This window comes from Nostoc sp. KVJ3 (assembly GCF_026127265.1).
Taxonomy (GTDB): domain Bacteria; phylum Cyanobacteriota; class Cyanobacteriia; order Cyanobacteriales; family Nostocaceae; genus Nostoc.
The window spans coordinates 3,665,400-3,687,142 of the sequence record NZ_WWFG01000001.1; the positions used below are offsets into that span (position 1 = coordinate 3,665,400).

The 21,743-nt window shown below is 41.2% G+C and carries 22 protein-coding genes, 1 pseudogene and 1 CRISPR repeat array; of the genes and pseudogenes, 6 read left to right on the forward strand and 17 right to left on the reverse strand.

The window, feature by feature from the left end; genetic code table 11:
- Positions 1-4 precede the first annotated feature (4 nt).
- Positions 5-724 (forward strand): hypothetical protein, encoded by a 720-nt coding sequence (locus GTQ43_RS14610; protein WP_265273315.1) that lies wholly within the window; start codon positions 5-7, stop codon positions 722-724.
- A gap of 37 nt (positions 725-761) precedes the next feature.
- Here the strand turns inward: GTQ43_RS14610 and GTQ43_RS14615 are convergent, their stop codons facing one another.
- The 3 genes from GTQ43_RS14615 to cas6 form a co-directional block, all read right to left on the reverse strand.
- Positions 762-1,580, reverse strand: coding sequence for a hypothetical protein (locus tag GTQ43_RS14615; RefSeq protein WP_265273316.1), 819 nt, complete (start codon positions 1,578-1,580; stop codon positions 762-764).
- A 444-nt stretch (positions 1,581-2,024) separates the two neighbouring features.
- On the reverse strand, positions 2,025-3,725 hold the full coding sequence (gene ltrA, locus GTQ43_RS14620; RefSeq protein WP_265272678.1) for a group II intron reverse transcriptase/maturase: 1,701 nt from the start codon (positions 3,723-3,725) through the stop codon (positions 2,025-2,027).
- 592 nt (positions 3,726-4,317) lie between these two features.
- Positions 4,318-5,158: direct repeats of the CRISPR family, unit length 35 nt; unit sequence GTTTCCATCCCCGTGAGGGGTAATGATTTGAAAAC.
- A gap of 295 nt (positions 5,159-5,453) precedes the next feature.
- The gene (gene cas6 / locus GTQ43_RS14625; protein WP_265273317.1) at positions 5,454-6,569 is read right to left on the reverse strand and encodes a CRISPR-associated endoribonuclease Cas6; all 1,116 of its coding nucleotides are present in this window, start codon (positions 6,567-6,569) and stop codon (positions 5,454-5,456) included.
- A 252-nt stretch (positions 6,570-6,821) separates the two neighbouring features.
- Here cas6 and GTQ43_RS14630 point away from each other — a divergent pair, with 252 nt between their 5' ends.
- Both GTQ43_RS14630 and GTQ43_RS14635 read left to right on the forward strand, forming a co-directional pair.
- Complete coding sequence (locus GTQ43_RS14630) at positions 6,822-7,520, forward strand: DUF305 domain-containing protein (protein WP_265273318.1); 699 nt, start codon at positions 6,822-6,824, stop codon at positions 7,518-7,520.
- A gap of 315 nt (positions 7,521-7,835) precedes the next feature.
- The gene (locus GTQ43_RS14635; protein ID WP_265273319.1) at positions 7,836-8,279 is read left to right on the forward strand and encodes a DUF29 domain-containing protein; all 444 of its coding nucleotides are present in this window, start codon (positions 7,836-7,838) and stop codon (positions 8,277-8,279) included.
- Positions 8,280-8,418: 139 nt separating this feature from the next.
- Here GTQ43_RS14635 and GTQ43_RS14640 read toward each other — a convergent pair whose 3' ends face one another.
- The 9 genes and pseudogenes from GTQ43_RS14640 to typA form a co-directional block, all read right to left on the reverse strand.
- Complete coding sequence (locus GTQ43_RS14640; protein WP_265273320.1) at positions 8,419-8,661, reverse strand: YgiT-type zinc finger protein; 243 nt, start codon at positions 8,659-8,661, stop codon at positions 8,419-8,421.
- Between the two features lie 54 nt (positions 8,662-8,715).
- Positions 8,716-9,063: a type II toxin-antitoxin system RelE family toxin gene (locus GTQ43_RS14645; RefSeq protein WP_265273321.1), complete on the reverse strand. Its 348-nt coding sequence runs from the start codon at positions 9,061-9,063 to the stop codon at positions 8,716-8,718.
- Positions 9,035-9,298 carry a type II toxin-antitoxin system Phd/YefM family antitoxin gene (locus GTQ43_RS14650; protein ID WP_265273322.1) on the reverse strand — a complete coding sequence of 88 codons (264 nt, stop codon included), beginning with the start codon at positions 9,296-9,298 and terminating at the stop codon, positions 9,035-9,037. Before GTQ43_RS14650 ends, GTQ43_RS14645 begins: the two co-directional genes overlap by 29 nt.
- A 425-nt stretch (positions 9,299-9,723) precedes the next feature.
- Positions 9,724-9,928 (reverse strand): annotated as a pseudogene (locus tag GTQ43_RS14655) (hypothetical protein).
- Positions 9,918-10,184 (reverse strand): DUF2281 domain-containing protein, encoded by a 267-nt coding sequence (locus tag GTQ43_RS14660; RefSeq protein WP_265273323.1) that lies wholly within the window; start codon positions 10,182-10,184, stop codon positions 9,918-9,920. Before GTQ43_RS14660 ends, GTQ43_RS14655 begins: the two are co-directional and overlap by 11 nt.
- A 79-nt stretch (positions 10,185-10,263) precedes the next feature.
- On the reverse strand, positions 10,264-10,551 hold the full coding sequence (locus tag GTQ43_RS14665; protein WP_265273324.1) for a hypothetical protein: 288 nt from the start codon (positions 10,549-10,551) through the stop codon (positions 10,264-10,266).
- 70 nt (positions 10,552-10,621) lie between these two features.
- Complete coding sequence (locus GTQ43_RS14670; protein ID WP_265273325.1) at positions 10,622-10,837, reverse strand: BrnT family toxin; 216 nt, start codon at positions 10,835-10,837, stop codon at positions 10,622-10,624.
- A gap of 113 nt (positions 10,838-10,950) precedes the next feature.
- Positions 10,951-11,289, reverse strand: coding sequence for a hypothetical protein (locus tag GTQ43_RS14675; protein WP_265273326.1), 339 nt, complete (start codon positions 11,287-11,289; stop codon positions 10,951-10,953).
- A gap of 329 nt (positions 11,290-11,618) precedes the next feature.
- Positions 11,619-13,409: a translational GTPase TypA gene (gene typA / locus GTQ43_RS14680; protein WP_265273327.1), complete on the reverse strand. Its 1,791-nt coding sequence runs from the start codon at positions 13,407-13,409 to the stop codon at positions 11,619-11,621.
- A 418-nt stretch (positions 13,410-13,827) separates the two neighbouring features.
- Between typA and GTQ43_RS14685 the strand changes: the two genes are divergently transcribed.
- The 3 genes from GTQ43_RS14685 to GTQ43_RS14695 all read left to right on the forward strand — a co-directional run bounded on the left by GTQ43_RS14685 (position 13,828) and on the right by GTQ43_RS14695 (position 16,483).
- Positions 13,828-14,415 carry a Panacea domain-containing protein gene (locus tag GTQ43_RS14685; RefSeq protein WP_265273328.1) on the forward strand — a complete coding sequence of 196 codons (588 nt, stop codon included), beginning with the start codon at positions 13,828-13,830 and terminating at the stop codon, positions 14,413-14,415.
- Positions 14,387-14,764: a hypothetical protein gene (locus GTQ43_RS14690; RefSeq protein ID WP_265273329.1), complete on the forward strand. Its 378-nt coding sequence runs from the start codon at positions 14,387-14,389 to the stop codon at positions 14,762-14,764. The genes GTQ43_RS14685 and GTQ43_RS14690 overlap by 29 nt, the downstream gene beginning before the upstream one ends.
- 666 nt (positions 14,765-15,430) lie before the next feature.
- Positions 15,431-16,483, forward strand: coding sequence for a hemerythrin domain-containing protein (locus tag GTQ43_RS14695; protein WP_265273330.1), 1,053 nt, complete (start codon positions 15,431-15,433; stop codon positions 16,481-16,483).
- A 175-nt stretch (positions 16,484-16,658) separates the two neighbouring features.
- On the opposite strand, the gene GTQ43_RS14700 is transcribed toward GTQ43_RS14695, so the two are convergent.
- The 5 genes from GTQ43_RS14700 to GTQ43_RS14720 all read right to left on the reverse strand — a co-directional run bounded on the left by GTQ43_RS14700 (position 16,659) and on the right by GTQ43_RS14720 (position 21,467).
- Positions 16,659-17,843: a M20 family metallopeptidase gene (locus tag GTQ43_RS14700; protein WP_265273331.1), complete on the reverse strand. Its 1,185-nt coding sequence runs from the start codon at positions 17,841-17,843 to the stop codon at positions 16,659-16,661.
- A 139-nt stretch (positions 17,844-17,982) separates the two neighbouring features.
- Entirely contained in the window at positions 17,983-18,546 is a 564-nt protein-coding gene (locus GTQ43_RS14705) for a pentapeptide repeat-containing protein (protein ID WP_265273332.1), read from the reverse strand.
- A gap of 410 nt (positions 18,547-18,956) precedes the next feature.
- Complete coding sequence (locus GTQ43_RS14710; protein ID WP_265273333.1) at positions 18,957-20,717, reverse strand: serine/threonine protein kinase; 1,761 nt, start codon at positions 20,715-20,717, stop codon at positions 18,957-18,959.
- Between the two features lie 122 nt (positions 20,718-20,839).
- On the reverse strand, positions 20,840-21,028 hold the full coding sequence (gene rpsU / locus GTQ43_RS14715) for a 30S ribosomal protein S21 (protein WP_012407716.1): 189 nt from the start codon (positions 21,026-21,028) through the stop codon (positions 20,840-20,842).
- Positions 21,029-21,140: 112 nt separating this feature from the next.
- Entirely contained in the window at positions 21,141-21,467 is a 327-nt protein-coding gene (locus GTQ43_RS14720; protein WP_265273334.1) for an RNA recognition motif domain-containing protein, read from the reverse strand.
- Positions 21,468-21,743 lie beyond the last annotated feature (276 nt).

The window sequence follows — 21,743 nt, forward strand, 5'->3', positions numbered from 1 at the left end:
TAACATGAGCAATCATATTATCTATCACATAGCTGATGAACATCTGGAAATAGCTCATAAAATTGCTAAGTTTTTAGTCAAAGAACAACAGCGTATTGAACCAGGTAAAGAAGGTATTATCACTGAATTAAGTAAATTGATTACCTATCTTGACTCCAAAATAAAACAAAATATCAATGTTGATAAAAAGGAAAGAAAACCCTCAAGATTTTTTCAATATATTGAACAATTAGTCGAGCATGGAAAAATAATTGGGCATAGTAACAAAACTACTAGTTACTATGAAAGTATTAATGAAATTTGTAATCAACATCTCAGATTGTATGAGAAAAAACCCTTACTAATTATACAAATATTGGGCTGGTCACAACGTTTAATGCGTTATTATAAAACAGTAGATATTAATGATGTGCCTGATATTTCACCAATCGTATCAACAGAATCAGTAGTGAGAAAAACTCCTAAAGTAGCAGAGACTCCCAATGTGGTAAAACCTCTCAAAACAGAAGACATAAAAACATTAGAATCTCCTCCATTATCAAAGCCTTCTAAACCTGTACCTCCCAAATTGATAGAACCGAAGAAAGCAGAAGATTCGCAAGCTTTAAAACCTCCTAAAATATCAGATTCTCCCCAGCCTATAAAACATCCTAAAACAGAAAGCTCAAAAGCTGTAGAGCCTCCAAAACCTTGGGAACGCTATCCTAAAAAACCATCTAAATAAGTTTCTGTGTTGATTGTTCAATAAGTCATATTTACCCCTAATTATTTTGTCCATGTGCTACATAAGCAGCATCAGCCACCATCCCCACTAAAGTAATTGCTGTATTCGCGGGTGCATAGTATCTACCTTTAATTGTTGTATTATTAATCGCTCTGAGTGCTGGTGGAGCAACGTAGATTACTAAAGTAGCTGTTTGTGGCAAAATCTGGAGGAATTCATCAATAATTCGCTTGGCGGTTTCTTCTCGTTTATCTGGTGGCAATTCAGAAAACTTTTTACCCGCAGCATCGATAGAGTTCTCTAAATCTAAAACACATACATCAGCTAAAAACTTCTGTGGAATCGTTGTTTTATTCCAAAACTTTACATTTTTAAATTCCCTAGCTACCAGCAATTTATACTCATTTGTTTCTCCATCTGACGATGGTAAATAATAATCTACAGTAGTTGAACTAATAACCCGTTCGCGCTGTAAAGTCCGTTTAACGTTCCTAACTTCCTTTTTTACTAACCCAGCAATATGATTATCAATTTCCTGCTGAATCGTCTGACTGGCTACTTTTTTAGCATCATCTAAGTTTTTGCCAATCAAGTAGACCAAAAATCCGCCGAAAATAGTACTAAAAAAGGTAAATATCACTAAGGTAAATTGCATCGCTGCAACAAATCTGTTAAAGCTTTCACCTAGTTGACCATTTGTCGCTTTGAGAAATTCTAACTGGCTTTTGAGTAGTTCAATATCATTGAGATTTTTTGCAGGGGTTAATACTGGTGAAGGTGTGGGTGTAGGAGTTGGAGTTTGGGCAATCACCAAATTCCACAGGTAAGGTAAATCAATTGAGGGTAGCCAATCCATAGATATTTTGTTTACAGCGATTATCTATTTATTTAATCATGCGCGATCGCATCACTCTACAAATCCAACTTTAACTAAAAGCGATCGCACAATCCACTCCAACTTTAACTAAATCTCGAATGTATTTCCATCCCCGTGAGGGGTAATGATTTGAAAACAATATCCAGTGCCCATCAGGTTAGCAGTCGTGATCAATGTTTCCATCCCCGTGAGGGGTAATGATTTGAAAACTTTGGATGCTCCAGAATTCATCGTCGCCGATACCTATTGGGCGTTTCCATCCCCGTGAGGGGTAATGATTTGAAAACTACATTGCTTGGTTTGGGAATTTCAGGAATTATTGCCTTCGGTTTAATGGGTAGGGCAGGGATATTGCTACCCCTTTCCCCCCGACAAACCGGACAAGCAAGTTAACCAAGCATCCGGCTTTAGCAAATCCTAGAGCTACCAAAGACTCAGTTCATCGTCGAGTTCAGAATTGGATTTCTGTACTAGAGAATGTATTTGTTGATGACAGTAATAATGCACTAATTCTAAATTAGCGTAACTATCGTTCCCACCTTGATGACAAGGGATTTTATGGTGCTTTTGTATGGGTTCATCTTTTAGTAATGATTCTCCACAGACAGTACACTTAAAATCTTGTTTTTGGGCAAGCTGATGGTAACTAGGAATTAAACTTTTAGATTTAATATTCTGCCGATTTTCCCAATAAGATTTTAGCTCTGGGTCATCGGTAGAATAAGCACCTTTAACCATTGGATGCCTCCTAATATTGAACCAGCTAAACTTAAGTAAATGTTTTCCCGTGCGCTTGTTACCAAATACCCAGTAATCGCTTCTATCAAGGTTTAGCCTTCCCCAATAACGACGGTTATACCAAGATTGATTTTTCTTGGTGTGCATTCTTTTGGCGTACCTTCTTTCCCTGACAAACATCCATCTATCTAGAGAACTGAATATTTGCGAGGAAACTACAGTCCGGTAATAGTTGGCTATGCCCCGAATAATTGGGTTTAGCTTGTCTATGACAAAATCAACACTACAACTTTTGTTATCAAGCCATACTTGTTTGATTTTATCCCGGATATTTTGCAAAGATTCAATGCTAGGTTTGATTAATACTTTCCTACCTGTTTTGGTAGTGGAATCAGGGTATTGTCTGATATGAAAGCCTAAAAAGTTGAATCCATCCAATAGCCGTACTATGTGGGTTTTTGACTCTGATAGAGTTAGACCTCTAGCAAACAGAAACTCTTGGAGGATATCATGGGCTTTTACAGCATCTTCCCGACTTTTGCAGAACACCACCAAATCATCGGCGTAGCGTACAATACCTCGGTCGCCAATTGTATGACCGTTTTTATCGTAGCGAATGCCGAGAGCAGATTCCATACCATGCAAAGCTATATTCGCAAGTAGCGGTGAAATAATTCCACCTTGAGGTACTCCAGCATTGGTATCATAGAAAACACTTTTATCCACATATCCCGCATTCAACCATTGTTGAATTAATTTTCTGGCTGGAAAATTACCAATGGCATTAATTAGCGGCACATGAGAGATGTTATCAAAGCAACCTTTGATGTCCGCATCTACCACCCACTTTTTAGTGGAATTGGCTTTTGACATTGAATGTATCCTTTCAATCGCATCATGGCATGACCTTCCCGGTCTAAAGCCGTAGGAAGTGCGCTCAAAGTGCGCTTCCCAATAGGGTTCCAAGGCATTTTTGACGATGGCTTGGAGACATCTATCGACAATACAAGGTATTCCGAGTGGTCTTTGTTTTCCATTGGATTTACGGATATACACCCGCTTGACTGGTAACGGCTTCCAAGGAATAAATTTGGTGAGGATATCCACCAACAACCCTCTAGCTGCCGGGGTTTTTACCAGTAATCTATCTACCCCTGCTGTTTTACTGCCTTGGTTTAGTTGCGTAACTCTTCTAACGGAAAGTAGTATATTAGAGTAGCTACGCATAAGTAGCTTTTGAAGGCTGCCAACCTTTTTCAAGTTACCGCCAATGGTTGCCTTGAAAATTCTCTGTCTTAGTCGCCTAACTACTCGGAACGCGTTTCTCCAGTTGACGCTATTCCAGTCAGTAGTTCTTCCGGTTACGTTCACAATTTTTAATTGCACCTAACTTTTCCCGAAGAAGTTCGGTTTCCTTTGCATTAGACTTCAAGGGATTCACTCGCCACACGTCAGCACTCTTTCAAGTTGGTCATTTGACCTATCTGCCCAGTTATGTGTTCCTGTTACCTTTCGGTGTAGCAGCATTCGCTTTTTGCAGCATCTTACACCCACTGGGGAATTAAAGCGAGATTACTCCCATCTCTACTCGTAACGTCTATCTAGCTACAAGACCCCATTGGGGTTACTTCGTATCACACGTGAGAGATACAGCTAGCTTGGGTTCCCTCTATACACCGGGGGTTTTTGGTGTCTACTGATTCTGAGGATTGGGCAGAATCACTTTACCCCTTTTACCGTCTCAGCCGTTTTCGGTAATTCCTCTTCACGATGCCTCAACGAGGATTCACATCTGTTAACCCTGTCTAGTTTTACCCTAGCGCTTCACCTAACTCTGCGGCTTGCTGATGTCGCGCATTTTACCCTCTAGCTTTGAAACATCGCAGTTACCCGCAATGCCCCTTCGGGCGAGTACTGGCTTTTGACACTTGCCACGAGTTTTTCTGAGGAACTCACTCTCTACGTGCAACCGATAGTCGCACCCATCCCCGTGAGGGGTAATGATTTGAAAACACAAGTACAATTTCTTCTCTCCAAACTAATAAGAAAGTTTCCATCCCCGTGAGGGGTAATGATTTGAAAACTGTGACTCAAAGAGAAGTTTCTCAATACAAGAATAGTTTCCATCCCCGTGAGGGGTAATGATTTGAAAACCTATAAAAAAGCTAGTGCAACCAATGTAACTAATCAACAAAGTTTCCATCCCCGTGAGGGGTAATGATTTGAAAACTTTAATGGCTTTCGTTGGAGTTTGTATTACGACTTATGATGTTTCCATCCCCGTGAGGGGTAATGATTTGAAAACCTAGGGAAAGTGAATTAGTTAGTAGCTTTATAGAACGGTTTCCATCCCCGTGAGGGGTAATGATTTGAAAACTAATGCTCGTGGGAAGTTTTCCCCATGAGGATAAGTTGAAGGTTTCCATCCCCGTGAGGGGTAATGATTTGAAAACCGCTCATGACACGCACAGCGACCTCGCTGCACAATGGTTTCCATCCCCGTGAGGGGTAATGATTTGAAAACCGCTCATGACACGCACAGCGACCTCGCTGCACAATGGTTTCCATCCCCGTGAGGGGTAATGATTTGAAAACTTTGATGATGTTATCAAACAGCAGATTAACAATGGTTTCCATCCCCGTGAGGGGTAATGATTTGAAAACACCTAAACAACTTGTTTGGAAATGACTATCAGAAATTAGTTGGTTTCCATCCCCGTGAGGGGTAATGATTTGAAAACTAAATAGGATCTTGGATAAAAGATTGGACGAAGCAATACAGCCGTTTCCATCCCCGTGAGGGGTAATGATTTGAAAACCCTACCCTTCTATAACACTTGCTACGACTGGGTTTGAAAGTGCCATTTTCGCGGGGGGTCTGATTTTACTGTCAATAAGCATACTTTACTGACACTAGCCCCCCACTACGGATATCTCAAAGTCTTACTCAGTAAGCGATTCGCGGGGGTGAACGAAAGAATCAGGGTTTCAAGCATTGGCATACCCCCGCGAAAAATTTGCGTGTGTAGGGTAAAAACTAACACTTTAACTTTCACCAAGAAACGCAATATTAATTTTTCAAGGTTCCGCTTGATTGAACAAGAGTATACCAAACTACTCCTCACTCTTCAAAGCGCGTCGTGCCAACTTGACATAAGTCTTCACCGTTTCATAAGGCATCTCTAAATCTTCTGCCACTACCTGCAATGACTCGCCCATTTCCCGCCGTGCTAATATTGTCGCCCATTTTGAGGCTATTTCATCCGCCCGATCGCCACCCGTCCGCTTGCGTCGTGCTTTAAAAATCTGTGTTAAATCTTCAATGCGTTTCGCCAAGACAGTTTGCACATCAGGTATGTCTTGGATAACTTGAGATGACCAACCCAAACGTGTTTGTCCCAAGCCAAAAGTAGTTTTGTGACCAGTACCGCAGTAAGGTGCAAGTTTCCCTAAAGCAGAAAATAACTGCCCAAATTCTGGCTGTTTGGCTGCGTCCCTAGTCAAACTCAACTCAATCGCCCCAGTGAATCCTGTGACTGCGCCTTTTTTCCCCGCCAAAACCTTCGCGGTTGTTAGTTGGCAACGAGTAATCAATATATAATCATCTACCCAAGCCAAAAAAGCATCCTGGTCAACAGACATCCCTGAAAAGTCATTCCAGCGCCGCAGGTAGCTATGAAATAGATTCACTGGTACTGGTAAGGGAAAGTGATGACCTTTGCGGCGAAAACTTGTAGGACTGAGAAATTTCAAAGCTAAAGTCTCATTAAGCTCAGATTCTAGCAGTTGCTTATAAGTTGTGGTCGGATGGGCAATTTTGACAGAACGAATCTGCAAAGGTGCATTTTTTAATTCCAGCACCTCTGGCAAATTTTCTACCCATTGCGCCATCCACTGTTGCACTCGATTAGATAAAGCTGTGACATACCAACGATAGGAGGTGTTTGCAGATAGTTGTATTTGTCTACCGCTACTGATAATCTCTCCATTTAAAGCTGAGATAGTAAAAGGTTTCTCTGACTCTCCATCATGGAGGTAAGCAGAAAGTTCTGAGTCTGTGGAACCCACTTGTTGGAGAAACCAGGCATGTAGTCCAATAGTGTACTGAGGGAAGAGGTAACAATCTTTTATGGGGACTAACTCAAATTCTAAGCCGATTAACTCTGTGTCCGGCGGCCATGTAAGCGGAGATGGAGGGATATTTGGCTTTTCTTGAGAGCGTCGAGGCATAGTATCATTTGAGCCACAGTTTCTATATTTTATCTTGTTTTCATCCCCATGAGGGGATAAAGCTGTGAGTCTTTGCTACTGCAAGATGGGGTCAAATCAGAGACAAAATAAAAATCCCCAGCAAACTGTTTGAGCGATCGCAGGGGATGAATAATGTTATCGTAATACCACTTAATCTCTCACGGATGCACCTCAGTAGACCGGGAAACGCTATAAGTCAATATAAAATTAGGAAACTATGAGGTGAGACTTATGCAACTGCTATCTTTGAGGAATGGATTTTTGGCGTTAATCTTTAGTGCGATCGCCTCAGCTGGTGGGTTAATGACAGGCTGTACTAGTACTGCTTCCCAGAACCAAAGCCAAGCGCCAAAGACAACCACCACCAATGCTAACGATGAGCAAATGATGAACCACGGTGGTGGCATGATGAATCACAGTATGGGAATGGATTTAGGCCCAGCCGATGCTAATTTTGATTTACGATTTATCGACGCTATGATACCGCACCATCAAGGGGCTGTGGAAATGGCTAAAGAAGCGCAGCAGAAATCAAAACGTCCTGAAATCAAAAAATTAGCAGACAACATCATCAAATCGCAAAACCAAGAAATCACTCAGATGAAGCAGTGGCGACAAGCTTGGTATCCCAAGGCGGGAGATAAACCAATGGCTTACAACAGCCAAATGGGTCACATGATGGAGATGTCATCCGATCAAATGAAAGGCATGATGATGAGTCAAGATTTAAGTGCAGGTGATGCTGAGTTTGATTTGCGCTTTATCAATGCTATGATTCCTCACCATGAAGGGGCTGTAAAAATGGGGCAAGATGCCTTAAGTAAGTCTAAGCGTCCTGAAATCAATAAATTGGCTCAAGGAATTGTTAAAGCTCAAGAGATAGAAATTAAACAAATGCAACAGTGGCGAAAAGCCTGGTACAACAAGTAATTCGTAATTTTGTGACCAACCCATTTGAGGTATCAAATTCTAGCAACAAAATCGTTTTTTATCGAAGTATGAAAGTTTTAAGGATTCCTCTAGAGTCCTACTTTCTGAAACTGTAATTTGTCCTTGCGTCAACCCAATATTTTTCATAATTCGGTTACAAGCGTAAGTGGGTCAGCTATTGGAACAAGTAGCATTTTGAGATCAAGTAGGAATTGTATACACAACTTAACAATTTATCTGGATTTTGGTGGTTTGCATCTATAAATTTATAATTGTATATGATTAGATTATGGAATGTAGGTAGAAGGTAAAAATATGACAATTACTACCAACTTAAAACAACTTTATGAAACCGATGAAGATTTATGGTTAGAAGAAACTATTAAATTATTAAAGCAAAAACAGTTTAACCAACTTGATTTAGAAAATTTAATTGAGGAATTAATCAGTTTGGGAAAAAGAGATTTAGCTAAAGCCAAAAGTCTTTTAAGGCAAATTATTATTCATATATTATTACTCCAATATTGGCAGGTGGAATATGAAATAAACTATCGTCATTGGATTGGAGAAATTAAAACTTTTAGATATGACTTAAATAATCATTTAACGACGAATTTAATAAACAAGTTACAGGATGATTTAGAGAATATTTATCAAACTGCGGTTGATTTTATGAAAGTTAAAACCGATTTAACTATTTTTCTAGAAAAGTGTCCTTACACTCTTGTACAATTATTAGATGACAATTATTTACCTTAAATATGATGGAATTAATGAGCGATGTCTACGACGGGCTATTCGGCGTCGCACTATAAATCTATGCTTTGCTTTAGCGATCGCTTTCTACAATAATCCCTGCTGGATAGCTACTTGAGGATTTAACGTTACGCGGCGTTGATTATACTGATTCTAGATGAGTGACCGGAATTTGTTCAGTTCTTTCAGGGGGTTTGGCTCCAGTTGCAACAGCATGAACCGCATGAAAAATATCAGATGAGTAGTATCGATTGCCACAAGTATCACAAACACCAATCGTCACATCTTCGAGGATGACAAATCCATCTCTATATTTAAATACCTCGCGCTTGACAATTCGAGGTTGAACAGTTCCTTGGCAATACTCGCATCTATATCCATACATACGGCTAGCCTTAAGCTTCAGTGACTTCACAAACAGTCACAATTAGATAAATTTTTATATTAATTTCTGCAATAGATTATAAATATCCCCTTCATCACTTTCTTTTCGTAAGCCTACACCAACAACCAATACTACCACTTTATCAATTTCTACTTTGTAAAGTATACGATAGCGCTGACCAACAGCCCTAACACTACGATAATTGATAAGCTTTCCAGTTAAAGGTTTTCCCTGTTTTTCTGGATCTGTTTTTAACTTATCAATACGTGAACTTAAAACTTTCTGGTGACGTTTATCTTTAATATTTTCTAACATCTCTAATGCTAGAGGTGTTAACTGAATTTCAAATTCAATATTCTCAGACTGTGGTATATCAGAGTCCGAGTTTGAGTTTAGCATCATTCCAACTAATAGTTTCTCCTCTCTCCCCTTGAGCTATACTTTCTTGTAATTCTTGGGTAAATTCTTTATCAGATAAAATTTCCAGAGTTTCTAGTAAAGATTCATATTTCTCAAAACTAATTGCAGCTATTACTGGTTTACCATATTTGGTAATAATTATTGGATCTTCTTTTAAATCGTCTGGTAAATCTAGAAGTTGCTCTTGTGCTTCTGTAATTGTTAGGTATTTTAGCATATTCTAGTTGATAAATAATAATTAACTATCATTATATCACTTGCTTGAAAAACCAACCTAAACCTAGTCCGATTTTCTATAAAAATGTTCTTACACTCTTTCAAAATTACTTAGATGATAATTATTTACCTTAAATATATCAGTCTTCTCTGAGTTTTTATGAAATGAAAGAAGTAGCAAAACAGATGATGTGTACGATGATGCTCCCCCTACGCACCGTAAATTTTTGCTATGGTTTGGCGATCGCTTTCTGTAATAATCCCTGCTGGATAGCGACTTGAGGATTTAACGTTACGCGGCGTTGATTATGCTGATTCTAGATGAGTGACCGAAATTTGTTCAGTTCTTTCAGGGGGTTTCGCTCCAGTTGCAACAGCATGAACCGCATGAATAATATCGGCAGAATAGTACCGATGAGGAATTGTTCATAGCATTGTGTTGGGCTGCTGGCGCTGGGCGACTTTGATTAACAACCTTAATGCCTCATTCACTGCTTCATCGTTGGGAAAAGCTTGGGCAACATGGGGAGCTAAAAGTACTAGGTTCGTTTTTGTATCGTTCAACATATTTACCTCTAACCCCGCTTGCCATTTGAGCGAAGTCGTACTCATGACGTAATTCATCTTCCATGCTCTAGCCCTTGTTGCCGATACTTGTTGAGTAGGAGTTGCTGATAGTTGTTGACTGCTTCAGGTGGAGATACGTCTAGGGAATCCACAGTTTCAAACCATTGTGACCATTTTCCCACAAGCGTTTCATTAGCCTGACTGTCAGTAATTTTAATTTGATGTTTGTGGATAACAAAGTCAATGAAATCGGTCACTTCTTGCAGGAGTGGTTCGGAAAGTTGCTGCAATTTTGCAATGGTAGTTTCACAAATAGTCATGAGAATAATCCTTTTTTAGTCCTCTTCATTGTTACTCAAGAATTTGACTAAATTTACAGCAAGGGCGATCGCAATTGCACTATTTTTGAGTAACTTCAGTGAGGGCTTCATGGATAACCTCATCGCTAACACCGTGACGCTTCAAGCTAGCAATCAGTGCTGATACAGTATCACCCTCTAGTCGTTGTTCCAGATCAACTCTTAGCCCTTGCCCAATATAGGCACGAACTAACGGCTGATAGCCAGAAAATCCTAGTAATGGTGCTATTCTTTTTAAATCTTCAATGACATCTTCGGGAATGCGAATTGTGATTGTAGTCATTGGACGATTTTTATCGAGTCGCTTTTTCAGTGCTTCAGCTTTCATAATATTCTCGCTCCTTGCGTGTTGCTTTACGAGCTAAAATGAGCCGAATTATGTCGTTTTCACGTTCAATTTATACGACATACAGAAGATTCCATCGTCTGTCTAAGCCAATAACAGCATCTCTTTCTTCATCATTGCGACTTGCATCAACAACTACTAAAAACGGATCGAAAAATGCTTCTGTGGCTTGCTGAAATGTCACGCCATCATGATTGCTGGGATTTATCCAAGCTTTTTCTTCGTTCCAAACGAAAGTGACACCATTAAGCACGAAATACACATCCATACCTTACATAGTAGACATTGTGTATTTACGTTGTCAATACGTTTTATGAAATAGAGATATTTCCGTAAGGGCGATGTCTACGACGGGCTACGCCTACGCACTGTAAATCTATGCTAGGGTTTGGCGTTAGCGAAGCTCGTCGGCGGATCTTCACTAATCACGTCTTGAATGAGTTTCTCTGATATTTTAGAGCATTCGTCAAATAGATCCTCCTCTACCTGAATTATCTGTGTACTACTGATCAACTTCTGCGCTTTCCAATATTCGAGTAAATTCACAATTAGTTTTCCGACGATATTGTTAGGCTCTTGATCCAAAAATGCTCTCAGACGGTTAGCTTTAGAACCGCTTGCATAAGCATATTTAATATCGTATATATCTATACCTGTACTTTCTAGAATAAATTCTTGAAATGTTCTGTTTGAAAAATCAAGTACATACCCATCACTCATTTTTAGGAGTTTTTCTATTTTTTTCTTTTCGATACTGGATAAATTAGACATTCTCAATAAGGACAAGCAATTTATACGGAACAGCTAGAACCAAGAGAATAAACAGTATAACTGGTCGGGACAGGAAACAGATAGCGCAGCGTTAGCGAGTCCGCATTCGCTTTTAGCGTCTCGTATTTCCTCTCTCTTGAACTGCCCTCTGCCTCCTGCCTTCATCGATAATGCAACAGTCGTTATATGTGTAGCAATCATTTCTAAAATTGGTATAACTAACAAAATAAAAAGCCCACTGATGTGGGCTTTTTAAATCGATTAAGTTATTGTTTTACTTAGCGTTTTGCTAACTTCTTCGACATCTTCCGCAGACGAATTGATTGGGGTGTAACTTCCACCAATTCATCGGCGGCGATGTATTCCAAAGCACGCTCTAGGCTCATGTCTATCGGTGCTTGCAGTTGCACCAATTCATCGCCACCAGCCGCCCGGTGATTGGTTAATTGCTTGGTCTTACAGATATTTAGTTCCAAATCTTGGGAACGAGTGTGTTCTCCCACAATCATACCTCTGTAAACCTTTGTGCCGGGAGTGATAAAGAATGCTCCTCTATCTTCGGCATTTCTCATGGCGTAGAAGGTAGAAACGCCTTCTTCAAAGGAGATTAAAACGCCTTTGTTACGGGCTTCAATGTCCCCACTTAGTTGACGGTAATCTAAGAAGCTGTGGTTCATGATGCCTTCACCACGAGTCATCCGCATGAATTCACCCCGGAAACCAATCAAACCACGGGCGGGAATGACAAACTCTAACTGGGTGCGATCGCCACTACCAGGTTGCATATCTTGCATTTCGCCTTTCCGTTGTCCCAGGCGTTCGATACAGCTACCCACAGCATCAGCAGGAATATCTAACACCAAAAGTTCGTAAGGTTCGCAAGGTTGACCATTGACTTCGCGGTAAATTACCTGTGGCTGAGATACCTGAAACTCGAAGCCTTCCCGACGCATGGTTTCAATTAAGATACCGAGGTGGAGTTCCCCACGACCGGAAACGAGGAATTTATCGGGAGAATCGGTTTCTTCGACCCGTAAAGCGACGTTGGTTTCAAGTTCGCGGAATAGGCGATCGCGTATTTGACGGGAAGTCACCAACTTACCTTCTTGACCAGCAAAGGGCGAATCGTTCACCCAGAAGGCCATTTGCAAGGTTGGTTCATCCACTTTAATTAGTGGTAAAGCTTGCGGTTCGTTGGGATCAGTAATGGTTTCCCCAATATAAGCATCAGCGAAACCAGCCACCGCCACAATATAACCTGCGGTTGCTTCTTCCATATCTATGCGCTTTAGTCCTTCAAAGCCCATCAACTTGGTAATTTTACCCTTGACAATGGTGCCATCTTCTGTTATTAAAGCTGCTTGTTGTCCTGCTCGGATTGTACCGTTGTGAATTCTGCCAATCACAATCCGTCCCAGATATTCAGAATAATCTAGGGTTGTGACTTGCAATTGCAGAGGCTTATTGCTGTCGCCTACTGGTGGTGGAACGTGTTGCAGAATCGCGTTAAACAGGGGTTGCATATCTACCGATTCTGCTTCCAAGCTTTCTTTAGCGAAACCTGCCATACCGGAGGCAAACAGATAGGTAAAATCACACTGGTCTTCATCTGCCCCTAATTCCAAGAACAGATCCAAAACTTTATCAACAGCAACGTGGGGGTCAGTTTGTCCACGATCGATTTTGTTGATGATAACGATGGGGCGCAGCCCTTTTTCCAAAGCTTTTTTCAGGACAAAGCGCGTTTGGGGCATGGGGCCTTCATTGGCATCGACAATTAGAAGACATCCGTCAACCATGCCGAGTACGCGTTCCACTTCGCCGCCAAAGTCAGCGTGTCCAGGAGTATCAACAATATTAATTAGCGTATCTTTGTAGCGAACGGCTGTATTTTTAGACAGGATAGTAATACCCCGTTCCCGTTCTAGGGCGTTGGAGTCCATAACGCAATCCGGAACGTCTTCGCCTTCGCGGAAAATGCCGGATTGTTTGAGGAGTGCGTCAACCAGCGTGGTTTTGCCGTGGTCAACGTGGGCGATAATTGCGACGTTGCGAATTGGGAGCGTCATAGAAGCTTTTGGTGAACTCTAGAGGGGGTTTTAAGATTTACATTTGAATACTAGGCTTTTTTAACAGAATTGGGTATGATTAGCAGAACTCTGTAAAGAACCTTTAATAATTCTAGCGTAATCGTCACAATTGCGGTGAGGTTTGTCAAGGCTGCGTTGCGATCGCCTGAGTACACTTCACCGTAAAAGAAGTTTGGAATATTGAGACTTGATGGGGAAGTTTGCCTACCTTTAACCAGTTGACATGAGGAACTTATGTAGTTAATTGAGATGGTAGCTGGATTTACGCCGTGCTATATTAGTAGATTTTTAATAGTAAAGGTGTACTAATTTAATAGATTTCAACTAAAATAGTAATTGTAAGTGACCATTAAAAATAGCTAGAATAGCTAACCAGTCTTAATTTGCGAGTCTGATTATGATTGATTGTCTAAATGTGGCTCGCTACTTCATCATCAGAGCTTACGAAGACAGTATAGAAGCAGAAATGACCAACATGAAGGTTCAAAAGCTTCTGTATTACTCGCAAAGCTTACATTTGGCGATGTATGATGAGCCATTGTTTGAAGAAGAAATACAAGCATGGCGCTATGGCCCTGTTTGTCCTCCGGCTTACAGATTTTACAGTGAATTTGAAGCTAAACAATTACCTATTCCTAGTCAAGAATTCCTGTTAGAGATCCCTGAGGATAAGATACAACTTCTAGAAGAAGTATGGGAATATTTTGGTGGCTACCATGCTTATCAACTTAGTGGTATGACACACTTGGAGTTTCCTTGGAAAAAGGCGCGTAAAGGTTTGCTACCTGAAGCTAGCTCAACTAAGCAAATTCTTCTTGAAGATTTGAAAGCATTGGGATATCTGAAACTAGACCAAATAGAGCGCGATCATCCGGCCTATCAATTTGTAATGCAGGAAATTTTAAAGGACGCTTGTACTTCGGAATCATCAACTCGTATTCGTAAAGGAGAAGTGCGTGACTGGCTCAACTCCCTTCTCGATTGAAAAATCTGATAATTTCAACCGTTCTTTCAAAAAACTCGCAAAAGTTTACAGATCAGATTTTGTTGAGTGTATCGCAGAAGTTTTGGAAGATTTAATTGAAGATCAATATCCTCTCAATTCTCGTAATGAGCCTTTACCTAGAAAGATTGAATTACCTCAAGGATGGTCATTTCACAAACTAGAGTTGAAGGTATCCAAAGGCGCTTCGGGACAAATTAGATTAATGTATTTAGTCAATACAACTGATTGTGTAATCAAGCTTGTGTGGATTTATAGCCACGAGCAATTTGAAAAACGCCCGACTGAGGTGGATTTAAAGAGCGTTCTTAAGGAGATATTAGATTATTGATATTTTAGTTTTTAGATTTAAGTAGCCAGGCGTAAATAAATTAAAGTTTCTAGTAAGGACTAAAGTCCTGATAATTGTTGTTTTGAGCGATGAATCGCTCACTACGAACTAGGATTTTATAAGAAGAATTCAGAAGTCAGGAGTCAGAATTCAGCATGAATTCTGTACGAGGGTTAATGAATATTGGTTAAAACCGGACTTCGTCCCGCTGCGCTAACGCCCGAAGTCAAGCGAAAAAATTAAAATATTCTTCCTGAATTAAAACTCCATCCCTTTATGGGTGGAGTATTCTGACTCCTGACTCCTTTTTATTTTATGTTTAATGATGCTTACCTACTTATCTAAATTAGGACTTACGCAAAATATCTCTTAAACTCTCATTTCTCCGTGTCCTCTGTGCCTCTGCGGTTCCTTATTCCGTGACTCTTGCGTAAGTCCTATAAATGTATGACTCTATAAAGCTAACATTAAAATTTTATCCGTCTGTGGATAGAATGTATATTTAAGTTTTATAAAAATCTAATCACAAAAATTGTCATAAAAAGTTTTGTTTTTCTACCCAGAGTTGTGAGAGCGATCGCTCAAAAGAAAGATGGAATCTCTCTAACCCCTGTGTCAAGGTTGTATCAAGTAAGAATTACGAACACTTTGCCGAGGAGAACACGGATGGTAGCTACTTTAGATGATACGAAACGCAATGCTATTGCTGTAAAGTTGGCAAGTCTGAAAGCACTCCAACATTTGGTAATCGAAAATGAGCAATTGCTTTTGCTTCAAGGACTCGATACCGAAATTGCCGATCGCATCCGAAATTTTCTCAATGATGACGAAAAAAATCTTGGCATTCTAGAAACTGTAATTGGTCAGTATGGTATTCAGGCTGAACCGAAAAAAACTGTTACACAATTCATTGAAAAAGCTCGCGAGTTGTTCAAAGGTTCGGAGTTGAGTCTGTATGAAAAAGTATCTCAACATGAATTGCTAAAACATCAATTAGTAATGAGTGGCTTGATAGTGCATAAGGCTGCTCAAAAAGTTGGTGCTGACGTGTTGCTAGCGATCGCACCTTTGAATACCATTAACTTTGAAAACCGCGCTCACCAAGAGCAACTCAAAGGTATTTTAGAAATTATCGGTGTCCGCGAACTCACTGGACAAGATGCAGATCAAGGAATTTGGGCCCGTGTTCAAGACGCTATGGCTGCGGTAAGTGGCGTAGTAGGTAGTGCTGTTACCCAAAATAGTGACAAAAAGGATCTGAATATCCAAGATGCCATTCGCCTGGATCACAGCAAGGTAAATACCCTGTTCACCGAACTGCTCAAAAGCAACGATCCACAAAAGATCCAAGAATACTTCGGTCAAATTTATAAGGATCTAACTGCTCACGCCGAAGCTGAAGAGGAAGTTGTATACCCAAGAGTCCGTGCTTTCTACGGTCAAGACAACACCCAAGAGCTTTATAACGAACAAGCCCATGCAAAGCAAGCATTAGAGGAAATTAAGGCCATTAGCCCCTCTTCACCCCAATTCAAAGAGAAAGCAAAACAGCTGTTTGATGAACTTGGCGATCATATTCGTCAAGAAGAAACCACTTTGTTTGCTGCAATTCGTAACAACTTGAGTACTGAGCAAAGTGAGCAAATTGCTACAGAATTCAAAGCTGCTAAGACCCGCATTCAACAAAAGCTAGGTGTTGTTAAAGAAGCGAATGTGTAGGATGCTTTTGAGCTTCCTAATATTTTCTCAAAAAGGTTAGTTAAAAGACATCTGGTGAAAAAAATGTAGAGACGTAGCACTGCTACGTCTCTATAAGGGTTTCAGATAATGCATATTTAATTTCTGAAGATGTCAAAACAAAAACTCCCGGCGCTTATCTGCCGGGAGTTTCTGTTTAAAAATTTTGCTGACAGTATTTGTAAGCCGCATAAGCCATAGTTACAACCCCAGTAATAATGGCAGATTCATCAACTTCAAATTGGGGATGGTGTAATGGGTGGTTAATGATTCTTTCTTGGTAGCCTACACCCAAGCGAAACATCGAACCGGGGGCGTGTTCCAAATACATAGAAAAATCTTCAGCACCAAGAGAGGGTTCGGGTAAAACTTGAACGCGATCGCTACTCCAGGCTTCTTCTGCGGCTGATTGTAACAATTGCGTCAAGGCGTAATCATTTTGAACACTGGGTACGCCCTGGCGATAATTGACTTGATAGTTTGCTCCGTAAGTATGGCAAACATTAGATACAATATTTTCAATCCAATTAGGGAGATGAGCGCGAGTTTCGGGATGTAGCGATCGCACGGTTCCCAATAACTGCACTTTATCAGCAATTATATTGGGCGCTCTCCCACCATTAATCTTCCCTATACTCAATACTACAGGGCGCAAAGGATTCTGCGTCCGGCTGATAGCTTGTTGCAGTGCAGTAATAACTTGGCAAGCAATCCAAATCGCATCAATAGCCTCATGAGGACGCGCCCCATGCCCAGATTCTCCCATAATCAAAATCTCTAAATCATCGGCGGCGGCTGTCAATGCCCCATAACGCACACCAATAGATCCTGCGGGTATAGAAGGAAAAACATGAACCCCTAATACAGCTGAGACGTTTTCCATCGCCCCATCTTTCACCATCCAGTTTGCCCCTTGAGCAATTTCTTCAGCTGGCTGAAATAAAAACCGCACTTTTCCACCCAACTCTTCTGCTATTTGGGACAGCACCATTGCCGTTCCTAATCCCACTGTGGTGTGGACATCATGACCACAAGCATGCATAACACCATCTGCGCGAGAGGAATATTCTAAATTGGTGCTTTCTTGAATTGGCAAAGCATCCATATCAGTGCGAATTGCCAATAAACGGTCATTTGGGCTAGTGCCTTGAAGTTCTCCTACTACGCCCGTTTTGCCAACTCCCTCTTGTACGTGCAAACCGCTGGAAGACAAAACACCAGCTACGAAAGCTGCTGTTTGGTACTCCTGACCACTGAGTTCTGGGTGAGAGTGAATGTGGCGGCGAATTTCAATTAAGCGAGGCGCTAATTTGGCTGCTGAGTCTTTAATATGAGTAAGCATCGATTGAATTAATCTACAAGCTTTTTTCCCATGATAAAGAACTGTTAACAAACAAAATGCTTTTGCTATACAAGGAGGGAGGAGGTAGGGGGATGAGGGAGATGAGGGGGACAAGGGGGATTAATGCCCAATGCCCAATTTATTTTGAATAACAGGTTGTGCCTGGAGTATTTTCGGGTTTGAAATGGTTACATTCTCTGCTTTTTTGACGCTCTAACGACCAGTTATAAGGCATATCGGAGGTGACGACACCATTAGCCAGAGTTGTTAGTCGGAAGTTAGCCCCCCGAAAATTAGTAAATTCTAATTTGGCACCTTTTAAGTTTGCTGCTTCCAAATTCGCACTGATGAAACCGGCATAAGATAAATCGGCATTTTCTAGAGATGCTGCTTTCAAATTTGCACCTGTTAAGGAAGCACCATTGAGATTTGCTGAATTCAGAATCGCATTTTCTAAATTTGCACCTGTGAGATCGGCATTGGTAAGATTAGCTTTAGATAATGCTGCACTACTCAAGTCAGCACCTCGCAAATTGGCTCCAGTTAGATTCAGTTGAGTTAGATCGGCACCACTCAAATTACACCGAGGACAGGCACTTGTTGCTTTTAACTGATCCAAATCTAGCTGGTTTAAGGCAAGGCTCTGCTCTGCAAACCCGAAACAAGCTAACAGGACGACGGTAGCAACAATCTTAAGTTTCATATTTTTTACAGATATTTACAAAAATGACAAGTTACGCACATTGCCTACTGTCATACTTACATATACTGCTTCTCTAAAGAACAACAGGGATGAAGCATTCATCAAGAAGCTGTAAAAATAGTATAAATTCTAATGGTAAGACTACTCAAACTGAAATATAGGCTATAGAATCGATTCGTAAGCAACTATACCGAACCTTTTATAGACTACCATATATGTGATCCCCTAGCTCGATGAAAAATACGACTAGGGGGATCTTGTTTTTGGGCATTGGGCATTGAAAAGAGGCAGAGGGGCAGGGTGCGGGGGGCGGAGGGGAAAATTCTTCTCCCTGCTCCCTGCTCCCTGCTCCCTGCTCCCTGCTCCCTGCTCCCTGCTCCCTGCTCCCTGCTCCCTGCTCCCTACCTCCTTCATCGCCACCCTAAAAAGCGCAATCCAGGGACAATTAGGTAGTAACTTACTGCTAACCAGAAGCTGATAAAGAAGCCTACAGAGCCAAAAAAAATCAGAGGTAACTGTAACTCTGACCAGGCTGGGTGATTAGAAAATTGGAAGATCGGAGGTGCTAACCTCAAAATAATCAAAAATGCGTAGGCGATCGCACTACCAAAGGCAGCGAACACGGCGTAAACTATATGATGGCTACGAAGTCCTAAGCTCAAGGTGAGTAGGGAAACTCCTACTAAAATCACTGCCACTAAGCCCTCGCCGCTATCTTTTGGTGTGATTAATTGTAAAATCAACCAGCCGAAGCCATAGCTAATCATCCCCATCAGCGACGCAACTAAAAACCGCCGCCGTTGACCAAAACACCCAGATACTGTCAGTCCCCAAGCGGTTCCCCAACCGGCGGCGATGAATACCAAAATATCTGCCCCGAAGACGGGTTGAGTATTTGGCACTAATTGGTTTAGCTGACTCGAAATAAATTCGACAACTTGATGCCCCAAGCTGGTGTGATAGGCCAAAATAAAACCAGCGATCGCACCAAAACAAGCGCCAACATAAGCCAAGATCATCGCCCAAATTGTCGCTAAACAAGCTTGCAAAATTTTGATGATTGTCTGACCGATAAAAATAACGGTTTTAGTTACAGCTTGGCTAAAGTTAGCTAAAACTTGTTCAATAGCTTGTGTTAGCAGTGTAAATTTCTGGGAAACTTGTGTTGAGGCAAGCTTTATCTTGTCTCGCAGTTGGGCAAATAATCCTGGCGGCGGTAATGGTTGAGCAATCTTTGCCAAGCGTTTTTGAATCATAACTGCATTTGCTGGACGCGATCGCACATCTTCCTGCACCATCTCATCCAGCAAATCTGCTAGTTCCGGGTTGACATTTACCGCCGTTCGCCATCGCAATTTCCCCGTTTGCTGGTCTTCTAACTCTAGCGGATATTTGCCTGTTAGTAGTTCAATCACGGTTCGACCAAGGGCATAAAAATCGGCACTGGGCCCGACAATACTTCCACTCACTTGTTCTGGTGGACTGTAGCCAGAAGAAAATAATCGGGTGGAACTAGACTGAGAACGAAGTTTAGAGGCGCTAAATTGTTTTGCTCCGCCAAAATCAATTAGTACCAAGCGATCGCCCTCTGTTTGCCCTTGAGGTAGGCTTACAGTGGGCGAAGACGTGCCCAGCATTAAATTAGAAGGTTTAATATCCCGGTGAATAATCTGACGTTTGTGTAATTCTTGTAAAATCTGTACAGCTTGAGCAAACCAGTTTACAACCAAACTCTCTGGACAGCCTTGGGGAAACTTTTTTAATATCTCCTCTAAAGTCCGCCCATTGATTTTTTCCATTACTAGACAAGGCAGTTGATGCGTTTTGGGGTTAAAGAGTTGTACCTGAAAATATCCTTCGGCATCGACTGCGGGGACACCTGGATGCTGCAAACTCGATAAAACCGCCGCTTCTTGGGTAAATAACTCTAGTGCCTTTGGTGAATCTTCTACCAATACTTTCAGTACTTTCTCGGTTTGAGTTTTTTCATCCCAAACCGTGTAAATTTGAGCAAATCCTCCCGAACCTAATGGCTGAAGTGGAACATAGCGGTCTAACAACTCTAGCGGTGCGCCACAGCTGTTGCAAAATTTGTTTCCCCAAGGCTGAGGATAAGGACGTTGACAATCAGGATTTATGCAGTGAACCGCACTCTGAGTGATGTGGGACACAACCGCTACAATACAAAGGCTGACTTGATTTTAGCGTTTCTTGAGGTTTGCTGATTTTAAAATCAGCAAAAGAAAAACCCTCATACAATTTATGAGGGCATTCTGTTGATATATATCAACCCTTAATTACGAAAACTTCTCTTACTCTGTCTGTGCTTGGCAACTTCTTTGCGCTTGCGTTTTTCTAGGGGTGTTTCAAAATGACGATGTTTTCTCATGTCTGGAAAAATTCCAGCCTTGGAAACTTCTCGCTTAAATCTTCGTAAGGCTGACTCAATGTGTTCATTGTCACCTACAATTACTTGGGTCATTATTTCTCCTGCTAAGTTGACTTCATCAATGGCTATGCAGACGGTACATTACAAAAAAAGACAGACTCATTGTCTGACCTTAAGACTCTTGGTAATTTTTTGTTTCCAAGGTTTAGTAGCGTCCGCCGCGCCCGCCACCGCCGCCGCCGTAGCCTCCTCCTCGGTTCCCACCAAAGGAACCTCGATCGCCTCTATCTTCTTTTGGTTTAGCCTTATTCACTTTCAGATCGCGACCCATCCACTCAGCACCGTCGAGAGCTTCAATGGCAGCTGATTCTTCCGCTTCACTTCCCATTTCTACAAAAGCAAAGCCTCGCGGACGACCTGTTTCACGGTCAGTAGGTACTTGAACGCGCTTTACAGTACCATATTCTGCAAAAATACCACTTAAATCTTCTTGTGTAACTTCATAAGAGAGGTTACCTACATAAATTGACATCGATTCGCTCCAAAATCATCACTGTGTAGAGATTTTAATTTCTCTGAGAAGTCTGTAAATACTAAAAGGAAAAAGCCTTTCAATACTAAAATCAAAGACGTCACTGAATTAACTCTCCTAAATCTAGGATGACATAGGAGCTAACTCTCTGCATCAAGTAGATAGTTAACCAGTGATGCGATCGCGCAAGTGCGACGATCGCCTACCCCCAACTACCCTAAATACAGCCCAACACAAAAAAGGGGCTGGAAATGGAAGAAGATAAATTCTGTAGGG